Source organism: Bradyrhizobium sp. CCBAU 45384 (genome assembly GCF_028128665.1).
Lineage (GTDB): Bacteria > Pseudomonadota > Alphaproteobacteria > Rhizobiales > Xanthobacteraceae > Bradyrhizobium > Bradyrhizobium manausense.
In genome coordinates this window covers 268,540-282,463 of record NZ_LBIZ01000120.1, presented here as the reverse complement: position 1 = coordinate 282,463, position 13,924 = coordinate 268,540, and the positions used below count along the sequence as shown (strand labels likewise).

Genomic DNA, 13,924 nt, shown 5'->3' with positions numbered 1-13,924 from the left:
CAAGGGAAACAGGAAGGAAACAGGAAGGAAACAGCGATATTCACCGGAACTGCGCGGTCCTGCGGCGTTGACGAAAACAAGACGCTCCCTTATAAGCCGCGCAAATTGTCCGCGATGACCCGGTGCGACACCGGGAGCGGCTCTTCTGGGGCCGGAAACGGCCCGTTTTGGGCCGCATCTTTACGGACTTTATCATCAATTCTACAGGCAAATTGCCCGGTCAGCGGAGAAAAACCCGTGAAGCGGACTTATCAACCCAGCAAACTGGTGCGCAAGCGCCGTCACGGTTTCCGTGCTCGTCTCGCCACTGCCGGCGGCCGCAAGGTTCTCGCCGCCCGCCGCGCCCGCGGCCGCAAGCGTCTGAGCGCCTGAGCCGGACCCCCTTTACCGGGATTTCATTATGGATCGGCTGAGGCAGCGAGCGGATTTCCTCGCCGTTGCCAATGGCGCGCGGGTGAACAGTCCCGCGTTCGTCCTGCAAAGCCGGCGTCGCGACGACCTCGGTCCTGTCAGGATCGGCTTCACCGTTACCAAAAAGAACGGCAACGCTCCCGAACGCAATCGCATCCGGCGCCGACTTCGCGAATTGGTGAAGCGGCTCGACCCGGTATCGATGCAACCCCATCATGATTACGTGCTGGTCGGACGCAGGGGCGCGCTCTCGCGCGACTTCACGACCATGCTCGACGATCTGCGCATAGCGATCACGAAGCCCGCGCGGCATACGGCCAAAGGATCTGACAACGGATCTGACAAGGGACGCCGGCCAAATCCAAGGCCCGGCCCAGCCGCCAGCCGCAAACCGGATTGATGACGAGACCATAGTGATGACCGACAATCGCAATACCATCCTCGCCGTCATTCTGTCCGGCCTGGTGCTGATCGCCTGGCAGTACTTCTACAACGTGCCGGCGATGGAGAAGCAGCGCGCCCAGCAGCAGGCCCAGCAGCAGGCCCAAGCCGAGCTGCAGAAGGTCAATCCGCAGCCGACGGCCTCGGCCACGCCGGGCGCCACGCCGCAGGCGGGCTCGACGACACCGACCACCGCGCCAGGGGCGAACCAGCCGGCCCAGCCGGTCGTCGCCCGCGACACCGCGATTGCATCGAGCCCGCGCGTGAAGATCGACACGCCGCGGCTCGTCGGCAGCATCTCGCTGAAGGGCGGCCGCATCGACGATCTGGCGCTGGTGCAATATCGCGAGACGGTCGATCCGAAATCGCCGCCGATCATTCTTTATTCGCCCTCGGGCACCGCAGAGCCCTATTACGCCGAGTTCGGCTGGGTGGCGGCCACGGGTGTGACGTCGAAAATGCCTGATGCCCAGACCGTCTGGCAGCAGGACGGCAGCGGCAGCCTGACGCCATCAACGCCTGTCGTCCTGAAGTGGGATAATGGCGATGGCCTCAGCTTCCGCCGCACCATCTCGGTCGACGACCACTATCTCTTCTCCATCAAGGACGACGTGAGCAATGTCGGCAACGCGCCCGTTACGCTCTATCCGTTCGCGCTGATCTCGCGCCACGGCACGCCGCAGGTTTCGGGCTATTACATCCTGCATGAAGGCCTGATCGGCTATCTCGGCGAGCACGGCCTGCAGGAGTACGCCTACAAGAAGATCGACGAAGCCAAGAAGGTCGACTTCAAGGCCACCAATGGCTGGCTCGGCATCACCGACAAATACTGGGCCTCGGCGCTGCTGCCCGACACCAGTGCGCAGCTTCAGGCCAAGTTCTCCTCGAACCTCGTCGGCAACGTCCACACCTACCAGACCGACTATCTGCTCGACCCTGTTACCGTCGCGATCGGCGGCACCGCGACCGCAAATGCGCGGCTGTTCGCGGGCGCCAAGGAAGCCGGCGTGGTCGGCATCAATTTCCCGCTCGCCGGCCTCGGCGGCTACAACAAGGCGCTCGGCCTCAACAAGTTCGATCTCCTGATCGACTGGGGCTGGTTCTACTTCATCACCAAGCCGATGTTCCTCGGCCTCGACTTCTTCTACCGCTTCTTCGGCAATTTCGGCATCTCGATCCTGCTCGTGACCGTGATCGTGAAGCTCTTGTTCTTCCCGCTGGCGAACAAGTCCTACGCCTCGATGGCGAAGATGAAGTCGATCCAGCCGCAGCTTCAGGCGCTGAAGGAACGCTACCCCGACGACAAGGTGAAGCAGCAGCAGGAGATGATGGAGATCTACCGCAAGGAGAAGATCAATCCGGTCGCCGGCTGTCTTCCCGTGGTGATCCAGATCCCGGTGTTCTTCTCGCTCTACAAGGTGCTGTTCGTCACCATCGAAATGCGGCACGCGCCGTTCTACGGCTGGATCAAGGACCTCTCCGCACCCGATCCGACCAACCTCTTCAACCTGTTCGGGCTGATCCCGTTCGACCCGACCACCATCCCGGTGTTCGGCCACTATCTGGCACTCGGCATCTGGCCGATCATCATGGGCATCACGATGTGGTTCCAGATGAAGCTGAACCCGACGCCGCCGGATCCGACGCAGCAGATCATCTTCAACTGGATGCCGCTGATCTTCACTTTCATGCTGGCAGGTTTCCCGGCGGGCCTCGTGATCTACTGGGCCTGGAACAACACGCTCTCGGTGATCCAGCAGAGCTTCATCATGCGTCGCAACGGCGTGAAGGTGGAGCTGTTCGATAATCTCAAGGCGACGTTCGCGAAGAAGGCGACGTAACTCTCACACACAGTCATTCCGGGATGGTGCGAAGCACCAGACCCGGAATCTCGAGATTCCGGGTTCGATGCTTCGCATCGCCCCGGAATGACGGTGCAACAAAAGAGCTTCGCATGACCGACGACATCGATGCGAAGCTGATCGAGGCCGGGCGAAAGCTGTTCGCCCGCGACTGGCAATTCATCTGGGCCTCCCCCTCGATCCAGACGCTGCCGCCGATGGCGGGGCCGGAGATCGCCTTTGCCGGGCGCTCCAATGTCGGCAAATCGAGCCTGATCAACGCACTCACGGGGCGTAACGCGCTGGCGCGCACTTCGCACACGCCGGGCCGCACCCAGGAGCTGATCTTCTTCGAGGTCCCCGGCAAGACCGACCTGCGCCTCGTCGACATGCCCGGCTATGGCTATGCCAAGGCGCCGAAGAGCCAGGTCGCGTCCTGGACCGAGCTGATCCACACATTCCTGCTGGGGCGGGCCTCGCTCGCGCGCGTCTATGTGCTGATCGATGCGCGGCACGGGCTGAAGGATGTCGACCTCGACGTACTCAAGACGCTCGACCGCTCCGCCGTCAGCTACCAGGTCGTGCTGACCAAAGCCGACCAGGTGAAGGCCTCCGAGCTGCAAGCGCGCATCGCCGAGACGGAAGCTGCATTGGCAAAACATCCGGCGGCGTTTCCGAACGTGATCGCGACCTCGTCGCGCTCATCGACCGGCATGGCTGAATTGCGTGCCGCGATGGCCAAGCTGCTCGAAGAGCGGAGCGCGTGATGCTCCGCCTGCAGCTCGCCCTCGCCGGTCTGATGGGCGCCGCCGGCGTGGCGCTGGCTGCGGCCGCCGCCCACGGCACGGATGCCAGCCGGCTTGCCTCCGCCAGCGCCATGCTGCTGTTTCATGCAACTGCCATATTGGCGGTGGTAGCCTTGCTCGCGCGCGGCCTTCTGCACGGCGGAATTGGCCTGATCGCCGCATTCGGCTTCGTGATCGGCGCTATGCTGTTCGCGGGCGATCTCACCCTGCGGCAATATGCGGGGCACGCGCTGTTTCCGATGGCCGCGCCGACAGGTGGAACGCTGATGATCTTGAGCTGGCTGGTGGTGACGATTGCAGCGGTGGTGCCTGCGCGCTGAACCGTAGCCCGGATGCAGCCAACGGGTCCCGCGAATGCGCGCCCGATGACAGGCTCCGCGCAATCCGGGGTTCTTTCCGCGGGGCACCGGTCCCGGATTACGCTTCGCTCCATCCGGGCTACAAGTCCCGCATGCCAGCCCCACTTTGCGCCTCGCCCGCCAATCAGATAGAACGCGAACCCGCGTTAGTCCCGCCAGCGAGATCCGTGACATGACCGACATCTCCCCGCTCGACCAGGCCCGCATCCTGTCCGAAGCGCTGCCGCACATGCAGCAGTACGACGAAGAAACCATCGTCATCAAATATGGCGGCCACGCCATGGGCGACGAGGAGACCGCGAAGAATTTTGCCCGCGACATCGTGCTGCTCGAGCAGACCGCGATCAATCCGGTCGTGGTGCATGGCGGCGGGCCGCAGATCGCGACCATGCTCAAGCGCCTCGGCATCGTCTCGGAATTCGCAGCCGGCCTGCGCATCACCGACGCCGCCACCATCGAGATCGTCGAGATGGTGCTGGCCGGGTCGGTCAACAAGCAGATCGTCGGCTACATCAACGAGGCCGGCGGCAAGGCCGTGGGGCTATCAGGCAAGGACGGCAACATGGTGAAGGCGTCGAAGACGACGCGCACCATCATCGATCCGGACTCGAACATCGAAAAGGCAATCGATCTCGGCTTCGTCGGCGACCCCGAGAAGGTCGATCTGACGCTGCTCAACCAGCTGATCGGCTACGAGCTGATCCCGGTGCTGGCGCCGCTCGCGACCTCCAAGGAGGGCCAGACGCTGAACATCAACGCGGACACCTTTGCCGGTGCCGTGGCGGGCGCGCTGAAGGCCAAACGCCTGTTGCTGCTTACCGACGTGCCCGGCGTGCTCGACAAATCGAAGAAGCTGATCCCCCAGCTCTCGGTGAAGGACGCGCGAAAGCTGATCGCCGACGGCACCATTTCCGGCGGCATGATCCCGAAGGTCGAGACCTGCATCTACGCGCTGGAGCAGGGCGTCGAGGGCGTCGTCATCATCGACGGCAAGATGCAGCACGCGGTGCTGCTCGAGCTGTTCACCAACCAAGGCACGGGGACGCTGATCCACAAGTGATGAGCGAGCAGGACCAGCGGAAAAAGCTTGTCATGCCCGGGCTTGACCCGCCTGCGCGGCCGAAGCCGCTTCGGCGAGGCGAAGGCCCGGGCATCCAAAGCTCTCGCCTCGCGTCGTCATTCCGGAGCGCCCGCAGGGCGAATCCGGAATCTCGAGATTCCGGGTCTGGTCCTTCGGACCATCCCGGAATGACGAAGGTGAAACAACGCCGCTCGGCCCTCACCCGTTTCCTGATGACGCTGCCGGCCGCGGCCATCTCGTTTGTCTTCTCCTCCGCGCCTGCTTTCGCCGACCTCAAGATCTGCAACCGCATGTCCTACGTGGTCGAGGCCGCGATCGGCATCGACGACAAGGCGGCGACCGCGACGCGCGGCTGGTTCAGGATCGATCCCGCCACCTGCCGCGTCGTGGTGCAGGGCACGCTCACCGCCGACCGCATCCTGCTTCACGCCCGCGCGCTCGGCGTCTACGGCGCCTCGCCGATCCCGCAGAACGGCCACGACATGCTGTGCGTGGCGCAGGAAAATTTCGTCATCGCCGCCGCGCGGCAATGCCGCAGCGGCCAGACCCAGGCGGCGTTCACGCAAGTGACGCCGACGCAAGCCGACGACGGCAATCTCGTCGCCTATCTCGCCGAGGATTCCGAATATGACGACGAGCAGGCGCGACTGGCCGGCATCCAGCGGCTGCTGGTGATCGCAGGCTACGACATCGGCGCCATCGACGGCGTCGACGGGCCGAAGACGCAAGGAGCGCTCGCCGCGTTCCTGAAGAGCCGCGGACTGTCGTCCGACACGGTCTCTTCGCCAGGCTTCTTCAAGACCCTGGTCGATGCGGCGCAGACGCCGTCCACCAGCGGTCTCACCTGGTGCAACGACACGCCGCACAAGGTGATGGCGGCAATCGCGACCGATGACGGCAAGTCCGTCACCAGCCGCGGCTGGTATCGCATCGATCCCAAGACCTGCCTGCATCCTGATGTATCAGGCCAGCCCAAGCAGATCTTCAGCTTCGCGGAAGCCGTGGACAGCGACAACCGCGCCATCAGGCTGAAGGACAAGCCACTGAACTGGGGCGGCGGCAAGCAGCTCTGCACGCGCGAGACCAAGTTCGAGACCAATGAGCAGACCGATTGCGGTGCGCGCGGATTTGTGGCGACGGGATTTGGCGTGGTGGATATGAGCAGTGGCGGCAAGACGCTGCGCTTTGCGTTGCCGTGATTTGAGGGAATTGTGATGAAATCCCCCCGCGCCTTCAGCCATATCGACACCTGGGTGTTCGACCTCGACAACACGCTCTATCCGCACCACGTCAATCTGTGGCAGCAGGTCGATGCTAGAATCGGCGAGTTCGTGTGCAACTGGCTGAACGTGAAGCCCGCGGAAGCGCGCAACATCCAGAAGGACTATTACCGGCGCTTCGGCACCACCATGCGCGGCATGATGACCCTGCATGGCGTGCGCGCCGACGACTATCTCGCTTACGTGCACAAGATCGACCATTCGCCGCTGGAGCCGAATCCGGCGCTCGGCGCGGCCATCGCAAAGCTGCCGGGACGCAAGCTGATCCTGACCAACGGCTCGGTCGATCATGTCGATGCGGTGCTGGCGCGACTCGGCCTCAGCTCGCATTTCGACGGCGTGTTCGACATCATCGCCGCCGAATTCGAGCCCAAGCCGGCGGCGCAGACCTATCGGAAATTCCTCGATCTGCACGCGGTCGACGCAACCAAGGCCGCCATGTTCGAGGATCTCGCCCGCAACCTCACCGTTCCGCACCAGCTCGGCATGACCACGGTGCTGGTGGTGCCTGACGGCACCAAGGACGTGGTGCGCGAGGATTGGGAGCTGGAGGGCCGCGATGCGGCCCATGTCGACCACGTCACGGAGGACCTGGCGGGGTTTTTGGCGGGGTTGTCGCGGTGAAGACGTAGCGGCCGCCGTCATTCCGGGGCGCCCGAAGGGCGAACCCGGAATCTCGAGATTCCGGGTTCGATGCTTCGCATCGCCCCGGAATGACCGTTGAGGATGGCCAAGACAAGCCCAGCAAACACGATTGTGCGCTTGACTTGAGCTTTCCGAATCCCGAAAAAGCGCCCCAATCCATCAAATTCCCCGCTCCCAAGAGGAAATCCCGATGTCCCTGTCCGCCCTGGAATCCACCATCAACAGCGCTTTCGAGGCGCGTGACGGCATCTCGACCTCGACCAAGGGCGAAGTCCGCGATGCCGTGAACCAGGCGCTGGAGACCCTGGACAAGGGCGAGGCGCGCGTGGCCGAGCGCGGGGCCGACGGCAAGTGGAAGGTCAATCAGTGGCTGAAGAAGGCGGTGCTGCTGTCGTTCCGTCTCAACGACATGGACGTAATCGCCGGCGGCCCGGGCCAGGCCAACTGGTGGGACAAGGTGCCCTCGAAGTTCGAAGGCTGGGGCCCGAACCGTTTCCGCGATGCCGGTTTTCGCGCGGTGCCTGGCGCCGTGGTGCGTCGCTCGGCCTTCATCGCCAGGAACGTCGTGCTGATGCCGTCCTTCGTCAATCTCGGCGCTTACGTCGATGAGAGCACCATGGTCGACACCTGGGCCACCGTCGGCTCCTGCGCGCAGATCGGCAAGCGCGTGCACATCTCCGGCGGCGCCGGTATCGGCGGCGTGCTCGAGCCGCTGCAGGCCGAGCCCGTGATCATCGAGGACGATTGCTTCATCGGCGCGCGCAGCGAGGTCGCCGAGGGCGTGATCGTGCGCAAGGGCGCGGTGCTGTCGATGGGCGTGTTCCTGGGCGCTTCGACCAAGATCGTCGACCGCGAGACCGGCGAGGTCTTCATGGGCGAGGTGCCGGAATATGCCGTCGTGGTGCCCGGCGCCCTGCCCGGCAAGCCGATGAAGAACGGCCAGATCGGCCCGAGCACCGCCTGCGCCGTGATCGTCAAGCGCGTCGACGAGCGCACGCGCTCGAAGACCAGCATCAACGAGCTGCTGCGGGATTAAAGCGGCCTGCATCGTCGTCCCGGCGAAGGCCGGGACCCATAGCCACAGGGCTCAGTTGGGCGAAGATTGGAAGTGGTCTTCGAGACGGGCACCGCTCAAGACCGATAGACCTCGCGGGATGGGTCCCGGCCTTCGCCGGGACGACGCCGAGGAGCGATCGAACCCCCTCTCCCTCCATCGCGACCAAGATCCGGGCGACCCTTCCTGCCCGGAGCCTCTCGCATGAACTGGATCTGGTACCTGTTCCGCTTCGACGGCCGCATTGGCCGTGCCGGGTTCTGGTGTAGCCTGATCTTTGTCTTGTGCGGCATGATCCTGCTGCTGTTCCTCTGCGCGGGCGTCATGGTCGCGTTCAGCGGCAAGATCGGATCGTTCGAGCTGAATGCCGACGACGTCTTCGCGATTGTCGATCCCTCCACCTATCGATGGTCGCTGCTGGACCATGTGCCGCTGCTGCTGCTCAAGCTTGCCGCGACCGGACTGTTGCTCTGGATCTATCTCGCGATCGTGGTGAAGCGGCTGCATGACCGCGACAAGAGCGCCTGGTGGCTGCTCGCTTATTTCGTGCTGCCGGGCCTCTACAAGCAGTTCGAGGAGCGCCTTCCGGACAGCTATTGGGTGCTGCCGCTCGCGCTGGCGAGCGCCGTCCTCACCCTCTCGGCCTTTGTCGAGACCGGCTTTCTGCGCGGCACCATCGGGCCGAACCGGTATGGTCCGGACCCGGAGGCCGAAGAGGCGGACGATGCTGCCTCCCCTGCGAAAAGCTGGGACCAGAGCCGCGAGCTCGAAATTGTCCCGCCCAGCGCTAGCCCGCCCGGCGGCATGCATGTTAAGCGGGGCGCATGACCGATGCCCTCTCCCTTGCCCGCGACCTGATCCGCTGCCCCTCGGTAACCCCTGAAGACGCCGGCGCGCTCGGCGTGCTTGAGAAAGCGCTGGGCGCAGCCGGCTTCATTTGCCACCGTGTGACCTTCAGTGAGGACGGCACCGCCGACGTCGACAATCTCTACGCGCGGATCGGCACCGAAGGCCCGCACATCACCTTTGCCGGCCACACCGACGTCGTGCCAGCAGGCGACGAGAGCGCCTGGAGCGTTGGCGCGTTCTCCGGCGAGGTGAAGGACGGTTTTCTGCACGGCCGCGGCGCGGTCGACATGAAGGGCGGCATTGCGTGCTCGGTGGCCGCGGTGCTGGAGCATCTCGCCGCCAATGGCGGCAAGCCGCGCGCGGACGGAAAGGGCTCGATTTCGTTCCTGATCACCGGCGACGAGGAAGACGTCTCGATCAACGGCACCATCAAGCTGCTGAAATGGGCCGCCGAGCGCGGCGAGAAGTTCGATCATTGCGTGCTGGGCGAGCCCTCCAATGTCGAGACGCTCGGCGACACCATCAAGGTCGGCCGCCGCGGCTCGCAGTCGGGCACGCTCGTCGTCGACGGCGTGCAGGGCCACGTCGCCTATCCGCATCGCGCCTCCAATCCGGTGCCGGACATCTCGCGCCTGATCGTGGCGATCTCGGACGAGCCGCTCGATCATGGCAGCGCGCAATTCCAGGCGTCCAATCTCGAATTCGTCTCGGTCGACGTCGGCAACAAGGCCTTCAACGTCATCCCCGGCGAAGCCCGCGCCAAATTCAACATCCGCTACAACGACAACCACACCCAGGCATCCTTGCGCGAGTTGGTCGAGACCCGTCTCGCCAAAGCCTGCGGCAACCGCATCAAGGCCCGTATTGTCTGGGAGCCATCGAACTCGAACGTGTTCGTGACCAAGCCCGGCCCGTTCACTGACCTCGCGGTGTCCGCAATCGAAGAGGTGACGGGTCGCAAGCCGGAGCTGTCGACCTCAGGCGGCACCTCCGATGCGCGTTTCATCTCGAGCTATTGCCCGGTGATCGAGTTCGGCCTGGTCGGCCAGACCATGCACCAGGTCAACGAGCGCGTGCCGGTGGTGGATTTGGAGAAGCTGACGAAGGTGTATCGCGGGATTCTGACTAGGTATTTTGTTTAACGCTCAACGCCCCATTCTCCGCTGTCATGCCCCGGCTTGACCGGGCGATCCAGTATTCCAGAGACGCCAGCGATAGGACGAGAGGCCGCGGCGTACTGGATGCCCCGGTCAAGCCGGGGCATGACACCGCTGATGAGGCAACGGCCGCGCGCCTCTCGCCTAATAATCCACCTTCATCAGATACAGCCCCTCCGGCGGCGCGACGATGCCGCAGGCGGCGCGGTTGCGGGCGGCAAGCGCTGCGGAGAGATCGTCCGCGCTCCAGCGACCTTCGCCGACCCAGACCAGCGAGCCCACCATCGAGCGCACCTGACTGTGCAGGAACGAGCGCGCCGAGGTGAGGATGGTGATCTCGCGGCCATCGCGAAAGACGTCGAGCTGATCGAGCGTCTTCTCCGGCGATTTCGCCTGGCACTCGGTGTCGCGGAACGTCGTGAAATCGTGCTTGCCGAGCAGGCGCTGGGCGGCCGCATGCATCGCGTCAGCGTCGAGCCGGCGCGGCACGCGCCAGGCATGGCCGGCGTCGAGCGCGAGATTGGCGCGGGTGTTGATGACGCGGTAGCGATAGTGGCGCCTGATCGCCGAGAAGCGGGCCTCGAAATGATCGGGCACGATCTCGGCTTCGAGCACTGCGATCGGATGCGGGCGCAAATGCGCATTCAACCCGTCGCGAAACCGCCCGGGCGGAAACTGCTTCTCGACATCGACGTGCGCAACCTGGCCGCGCGCATGCACGCCGGCATCGGTACGGCCGGCACCGTGCACGCGCAGATCGGCGCCCGTCATCGCCTTCACCGCTGCTTCCAGGGCGCCCTGGACCGAGGGCAGCGTGTCCTGGATCTGCCAGCCGAAGAACGGGGCACCGTCATATTCGATGGTGAGCTTGTAGCGCGGCATTAGGTGAGCCGCATCGGCGGCTTCACAGGCGTGCCGCGCAAAAAGTCTGCCGCCTGCATCCGGCCCTTGCCCTCGCGCTGCAGCTCGAGGATGCGGATGGCGCCCTCGCCGCAGGCGATGGTGAGTTGATCGTCCAGCACTGCGCCCGGCGCGCCGGAACCTTCGGCAAGCGCGCAGCGCAGGATTTTGACCCGCGCATTCTCAAGCTCGGCCCAGGCGCCGGGAAACGGCGACAGGCCATGAATATGGCGCAGCACCGCATGGGCGGGCTTGCTCCAGTCGATCCGCGCCTCGGCCTTGTCGATCTTGGCGGCATAAGTGACGCCGTCCTCGCGCTGCTTTTTCAGCTGCAACCCGCCGCGGTCAAGCGCCGCCATGGCGCGCACCATCAGGTCGGCGCCGAGACGGGCGAGGCGATCGTGCAGATCGGCCGCGGTCATGTTGTCGGTGATCGGAAGCCGCTCGGCCATGGCGACGTCGCCGGTATCGAGGCCGACATCCATCTTCATCACCATGACGCCGCTCTCGGCATCGCCGGCCATGATCGCGCGGTTGATCGGCGCGGCGCCGCGCCAGCGCGGCAGCAGCGAAGCGTGAAGGTTGTAGCAACCGAGCCGGGGCGCATCGAGGATCGCCTGCGGCAGGATCATGCCATAGGCGACGACGACAGCGGCATCGGCGTCGAAGGCGCGAAACTCTTCCAGCGCCTCCGGCGTCTTCAACGTCTTCGGCGTCAGCACCGGGACGCCGAGCTTTCGCGCGGCCTCTTCAATCGGCGTCGGCTGCATCTGCAGCCCGCGCCGCCCGCCCGGCTTCGGCGCGCGGGTATAGACGGCCACGATCTCGTGGCCGTGCGCGACGAGCTCGAGCAGCGTCGGCACGGAGAAATCGGGCGTGCCCATGAAGATCAGGCGGAGCGGCATCGGGGAAAAACCTGCGAAGGACGCAATTAATGTGACCGTCATTCCGGGGCGGCTCGAAGAGCCGAACCCGGAATCTCGAGGTTCCGGGTTCGATGCCTTGCATCGCCCCGGAACAACGACAGAAAGACCTACTCCGCCGCGCGCTTGGCGGCTTTCTCGAACTTCTTGATGACGCGGTCGCGCTTGAGCTTCGACAGATAGTCGACGAACAGCACGCCGTTGAGATGATCGATCTCATGCTGGATGCAGGTGGCGTAGAGGCCTTCGGCGTCCTCCTCGTGCAGCTTGCCGTCGAGATCGGTGAAGCGCACGCGCACCTTGGCCGGGCGTTCGACCTCCTCGTAATATTCGGGGATCGACAGGCAGCCTTCCTCGTAAGTGGACAGCTCCTCGGACGAGGCGATGATCTCCGGATTGATGAAGACGCGCGGCTCCGGCTTGGTCTCGCCGTCCGGGTTGGGCTTGGCGAGGTCCATGGTGATCAGCCGCAGCGGCTGCGCGATCTGGATCGCAGCGAGGCCAATGCCGGGCGCGTCGTACATGGTCTCGAACATGTCGTCGGCAAGCTTGCGGATCTCCGGCGTGACCTTCTCGATCGGCTTGGAGACCAGACGCAGCTGCTTGTCGGGCAGGATGATGATTTCTCTGAGGGCCATGGCGGGCGATTTAAGCTGCGCACGAGAAGCGGTCAATGCGGCCGGGAACGCGTCAACCCTCCGCTAACCATAAAACTTCGCCTTTCGGTAACCATAAAAATGAGGGGGGCGGTTAGGCCCATCGTTCTCTCTTCGTTCGCTCTGGCTCGCGAATCGGCTAGAAGGGCGACATGAACGAGATCATTTTCATGCTGGGCGACTGGCCGGTGCGCACCATCGATGCGCTGATTGGCTTCGGCGCCCTCGTCCTCATCCTGCTGGTGGTGATTGCCGTCGTGATCGCGCGCTCGGGGCGGCGCGGCGCGGAACTCGCGATGGCGAGCGCGATCCGGGCCGACGAGCTGGAGGAGCGGCTCGCCCAGGTGCTGCACGCGCAGAGCGAGGCCTCCGGCCGGGTCGACGCCATGACCCAGGCGCTGGCCGGCCGCCAGGCCGAAATGGCGCGGGCGGTCAACGAGCGGCTGGATTCGGTGACCCATCGGGTCGGCCAGTCCATGGAACACTCGACCCGCAACACCATGGAGAGCCTGCGCGCGCTGCACGAGCGGCTCGGCATCATCGACTCTGCCCACAAGAACCTCACCGACCTCACCACGCAGGTGACGACCCTGCGCGACGTGCTCGCCAACAAGCAGTCGCGCGGCGCCTTCGGCCAGGCGCGGATGGAGGCGATCGTCCAGGACGGTCTGCCGAAGGGGTCCTACGAATTCCAGTTCACGCTCTCGACCGGAAAACGGCCCGACTGCGTCGTGTTCCTGCCCGACCAGCGCCCGCTCTGCATCGATGCGAAATTCCCGCTGGAGGCGATGACCGCGCTGCACGATGCCCGCACCGACGAGGAGAAGCGCCTCGCCACGCAGCGGCTGCGCAGCGACGTGATGAAGCATGTCAGCGACATCGCGGAAAAATACCTCGTCACCGGCGAGACCCAGGAGATGGCGCTGATGTTCGTGCCGTCGGAATCGGTCTACGCCGAAATCCATGACGGCTTCGACGACGTGATCCAGAAGGCCTATCGCGCCCGCGTCGTGCTGGTGTCGCCCTCGCTCTTGATGCTCGCGATCCAGGTGATGCAGCAGATCATGAAGGACGCGCGCATGCGCGATGCCGCCGACCAGATCCAGACCGAGGTGATCAAGCTCGGCGACGATCTCGGCCGCCTGCGCGACCGTGTGTTGAAATTGCAGAAGCACTTTGCCGACGCCAACGAAGACGTCCGGCAGATCCTGATCTCCGCCGACAAGATCGAGAAGCGGGCGGGACGAATCGAGGAGCTCGATTTCAGCAAGACCGATGCGCCGGAAGGCCCGCGGCTGGTGACGACGGGCGCGGGCGAGCTGTTTCCGAAGAAGCTGCAAGCGGGGGAATAGGATATGGGCACACTGCCATACCCCGCGAAGGCGGGGTATCCAGTACGCCGCGGCAGCAGTGATTGAATCGAGGTGCTGGTGACTACTGGATCGTCCGCCTTCGCGGACGATGACATTGAGGGGGCCGAAGGCATTCCCGCCACACGGCTGCCGCGAGTCTTTTCCCCCG

Annotated in this window: 15 protein-coding genes; 12 read left to right on the top strand and 3 right to left on the bottom strand. The window is 64.5% G+C overall.

What is annotated here, in order from left to right; translation table 11 throughout:
* The first annotated feature begins 237 nt into the window (after positions 1 to 237).
* From rpmH to dapE, 11 genes are all read left to right on the top strand, one after another.
* Positions 238 to 372: a 50S ribosomal protein L34 gene (gene rpmH, locus XH80_RS41085; RefSeq protein ID WP_008542748.1), complete on the top strand. Its 135-nt coding sequence runs from the start codon at positions 238 to 240 to the stop codon at positions 370 to 372.
* A 28-nt stretch (positions 373 to 400) separates the two neighbouring features.
* The gene (rnpA, locus tag XH80_RS41080) at positions 401 to 811 is read left to right on the top strand and encodes a ribonuclease P protein component (RefSeq protein WP_271603544.1); all 411 of its coding nucleotides are present in this window, start codon (positions 401 to 403) and stop codon (positions 809 to 811) included.
* A 16-nt stretch (positions 812 to 827) separates the two neighbouring features.
* Positions 828 to 2,693 (top strand): membrane protein insertase YidC, encoded by a 1,866-nt coding sequence (yidC, locus tag XH80_RS41075; RefSeq protein WP_271603543.1) that lies wholly within the window; start codon positions 828 to 830, stop codon positions 2,691 to 2,693.
* A 113-nt stretch (positions 2,694 to 2,806) separates the two neighbouring features.
* Positions 2,807 to 3,460, top strand: coding sequence for a ribosome biogenesis GTP-binding protein YihA/YsxC (gene yihA / locus XH80_RS41070; RefSeq protein ID WP_271603542.1), 654 nt, complete (start codon positions 2,807 to 2,809; stop codon positions 3,458 to 3,460).
* On the top strand, positions 3,460 to 3,819 hold the full coding sequence (locus XH80_RS41065) for a DUF423 domain-containing protein (RefSeq protein ID WP_271603541.1): 360 nt from the start codon (positions 3,460 to 3,462) through the stop codon (positions 3,817 to 3,819). Before yihA ends, XH80_RS41065 begins: the two co-directional genes overlap by 1 nt.
* A gap of 211 nt (positions 3,820 to 4,030) precedes the next feature.
* Entirely contained in the window at positions 4,031 to 4,918 is an 888-nt protein-coding gene (argB, locus tag XH80_RS41060; protein WP_057748412.1) for an acetylglutamate kinase, read from the top strand.
* Between the two features lie 233 nt (positions 4,919 to 5,151).
* Positions 5,152 to 6,138, top strand: coding sequence for a DUF1036 domain-containing protein (locus XH80_RS41055; RefSeq protein ID WP_333969083.1), 987 nt, complete (start codon positions 5,152 to 5,154; stop codon positions 6,136 to 6,138).
* A gap of 15 nt (positions 6,139 to 6,153) precedes the next feature.
* Positions 6,154 to 6,843: a pyrimidine 5'-nucleotidase gene (locus XH80_RS41050; RefSeq protein ID WP_271603539.1), complete on the top strand. Its 690-nt coding sequence runs from the start codon at positions 6,154 to 6,156 to the stop codon at positions 6,841 to 6,843.
* A 211-nt stretch (positions 6,844 to 7,054) separates the two neighbouring features.
* Positions 7,055 to 7,900, top strand: coding sequence for a 2,3,4,5-tetrahydropyridine-2,6-dicarboxylate N-succinyltransferase (gene dapD, locus XH80_RS41045; RefSeq protein WP_271603538.1), 846 nt, complete (start codon positions 7,055 to 7,057; stop codon positions 7,898 to 7,900).
* A 222-nt stretch (positions 7,901 to 8,122) separates the two neighbouring features.
* Positions 8,123 to 8,746 carry a DUF805 domain-containing protein gene (locus XH80_RS41040; RefSeq protein WP_271603537.1) on the top strand — a complete coding sequence of 208 codons (624 nt, stop codon included), beginning with the start codon at positions 8,123 to 8,125 and terminating at the stop codon, positions 8,744 to 8,746.
* On the top strand, positions 8,743 to 9,909 hold the full coding sequence (gene dapE / locus XH80_RS41035; protein WP_271603536.1) for a succinyl-diaminopimelate desuccinylase: 1,167 nt from the start codon (positions 8,743 to 8,745) through the stop codon (positions 9,907 to 9,909). The genes XH80_RS41040 and dapE overlap by 4 nt, the downstream gene beginning before the upstream one ends.
* 159 nt (positions 9,910 to 10,068) lie before the next feature.
* On the opposite strand, the gene truA is transcribed toward dapE, so the two are convergent.
* The 3 genes from truA to def all read right to left on the bottom strand — a co-directional run bounded on the left by truA (position 10,069) and on the right by def (position 12,385).
* Positions 10,069 to 10,806, bottom strand: coding sequence for a tRNA pseudouridine(38-40) synthase TruA (gene truA, locus XH80_RS41030; protein ID WP_271603535.1), 738 nt, complete (start codon positions 10,804 to 10,806; stop codon positions 10,069 to 10,071).
* The gene (gene fmt, locus XH80_RS41025; protein WP_271603953.1) at positions 10,806 to 11,729 is read right to left on the bottom strand and encodes a methionyl-tRNA formyltransferase; all 924 of its coding nucleotides are present in this window, start codon (positions 11,727 to 11,729) and stop codon (positions 10,806 to 10,808) included. The genes truA and fmt overlap by 1 nt, the downstream gene beginning before the upstream one ends.
* 128 nt (positions 11,730 to 11,857) lie before the next feature.
* Positions 11,858 to 12,385, bottom strand: coding sequence for a peptide deformylase (gene def / locus XH80_RS41020; protein WP_271603534.1), 528 nt, complete (start codon positions 12,383 to 12,385; stop codon positions 11,858 to 11,860).
* A gap of 170 nt (positions 12,386 to 12,555) precedes the next feature.
* Between def and XH80_RS41015 the strand changes: the two genes are divergently transcribed.
* A complete protein-coding gene (locus XH80_RS41015) occupies positions 12,556 to 13,755 on the top strand; it encodes a DNA recombination protein RmuC (protein ID WP_271603533.1) in 1,200 nt (399 codons plus the stop codon).
* Positions 13,756 to 13,924 lie beyond the last annotated feature (169 nt).

What these genes read in the sequence shown, in the direction of transcription:
- rnpA (WP_271603544.1), top strand. Translation starts at nt 401, where the DNA reads ATGGATCGGCTGAGGCAGCGAGCGGATTTCCTCGCCGTTGCCAATGGC.
- yidC (WP_271603543.1), top strand. Translation starts at nt 828, where the DNA reads ATGACCGACAATCGCAATACCATCCTCGCCGTCATTCTGTCCGGCCTG.
- yihA (WP_271603542.1), top strand. Translation starts at nt 2,807, where the DNA reads ATGACCGACGACATCGATGCGAAGCTGATCGAGGCCGGGCGAAAGCTG.
- XH80_RS41065 (WP_271603541.1), top strand. Translation starts at nt 3,460, where the DNA reads ATGCTCCGCCTGCAGCTCGCCCTCGCCGGTCTGATGGGCGCCGCCGGC.
- argB (WP_057748412.1), top strand. Translation starts at nt 4,031, where the DNA reads ATGACCGACATCTCCCCGCTCGACCAGGCCCGCATCCTGTCCGAAGCG.
- XH80_RS41055 (WP_333969083.1), top strand. Translation starts at nt 5,152, where the DNA reads ATGACGCTGCCGGCCGCGGCCATCTCGTTTGTCTTCTCCTCCGCGCCT.
- XH80_RS41050 (WP_271603539.1), top strand. Translation starts at nt 6,154, where the DNA reads ATGAAATCCCCCCGCGCCTTCAGCCATATCGACACCTGGGTGTTCGAC.
- dapD (WP_271603538.1), top strand. Translation starts at nt 7,055, where the DNA reads ATGTCCCTGTCCGCCCTGGAATCCACCATCAACAGCGCTTTCGAGGCG.
- XH80_RS41040 (WP_271603537.1), top strand. Translation starts at nt 8,123, where the DNA reads ATGAACTGGATCTGGTACCTGTTCCGCTTCGACGGCCGCATTGGCCGT.
- dapE (WP_271603536.1), top strand. Translation starts at nt 8,743, where the DNA reads ATGACCGATGCCCTCTCCCTTGCCCGCGACCTGATCCGCTGCCCCTCG.
- truA (WP_271603535.1), bottom strand. Translation starts at nt 10,806, where the DNA reads ATGCCGCGCTACAAGCTCACCATCGAATATGACGGTGCCCCGTTCTTC.
- fmt (WP_271603953.1), bottom strand. Translation starts at nt 11,729, where the DNA reads ATGCCGCTCCGCCTGATCTTCATGGGCACGCCCGATTTCTCCGTGCCG.
- def (WP_271603534.1), bottom strand. Translation starts at nt 12,385, where the DNA reads ATGGCCCTCAGAGAAATCATCATCCTGCCCGACAAGCAGCTGCGTCTG.
- XH80_RS41015 (WP_271603533.1), top strand. Translation starts at nt 12,556, where the DNA reads ATGAACGAGATCATTTTCATGCTGGGCGACTGGCCGGTGCGCACCATC.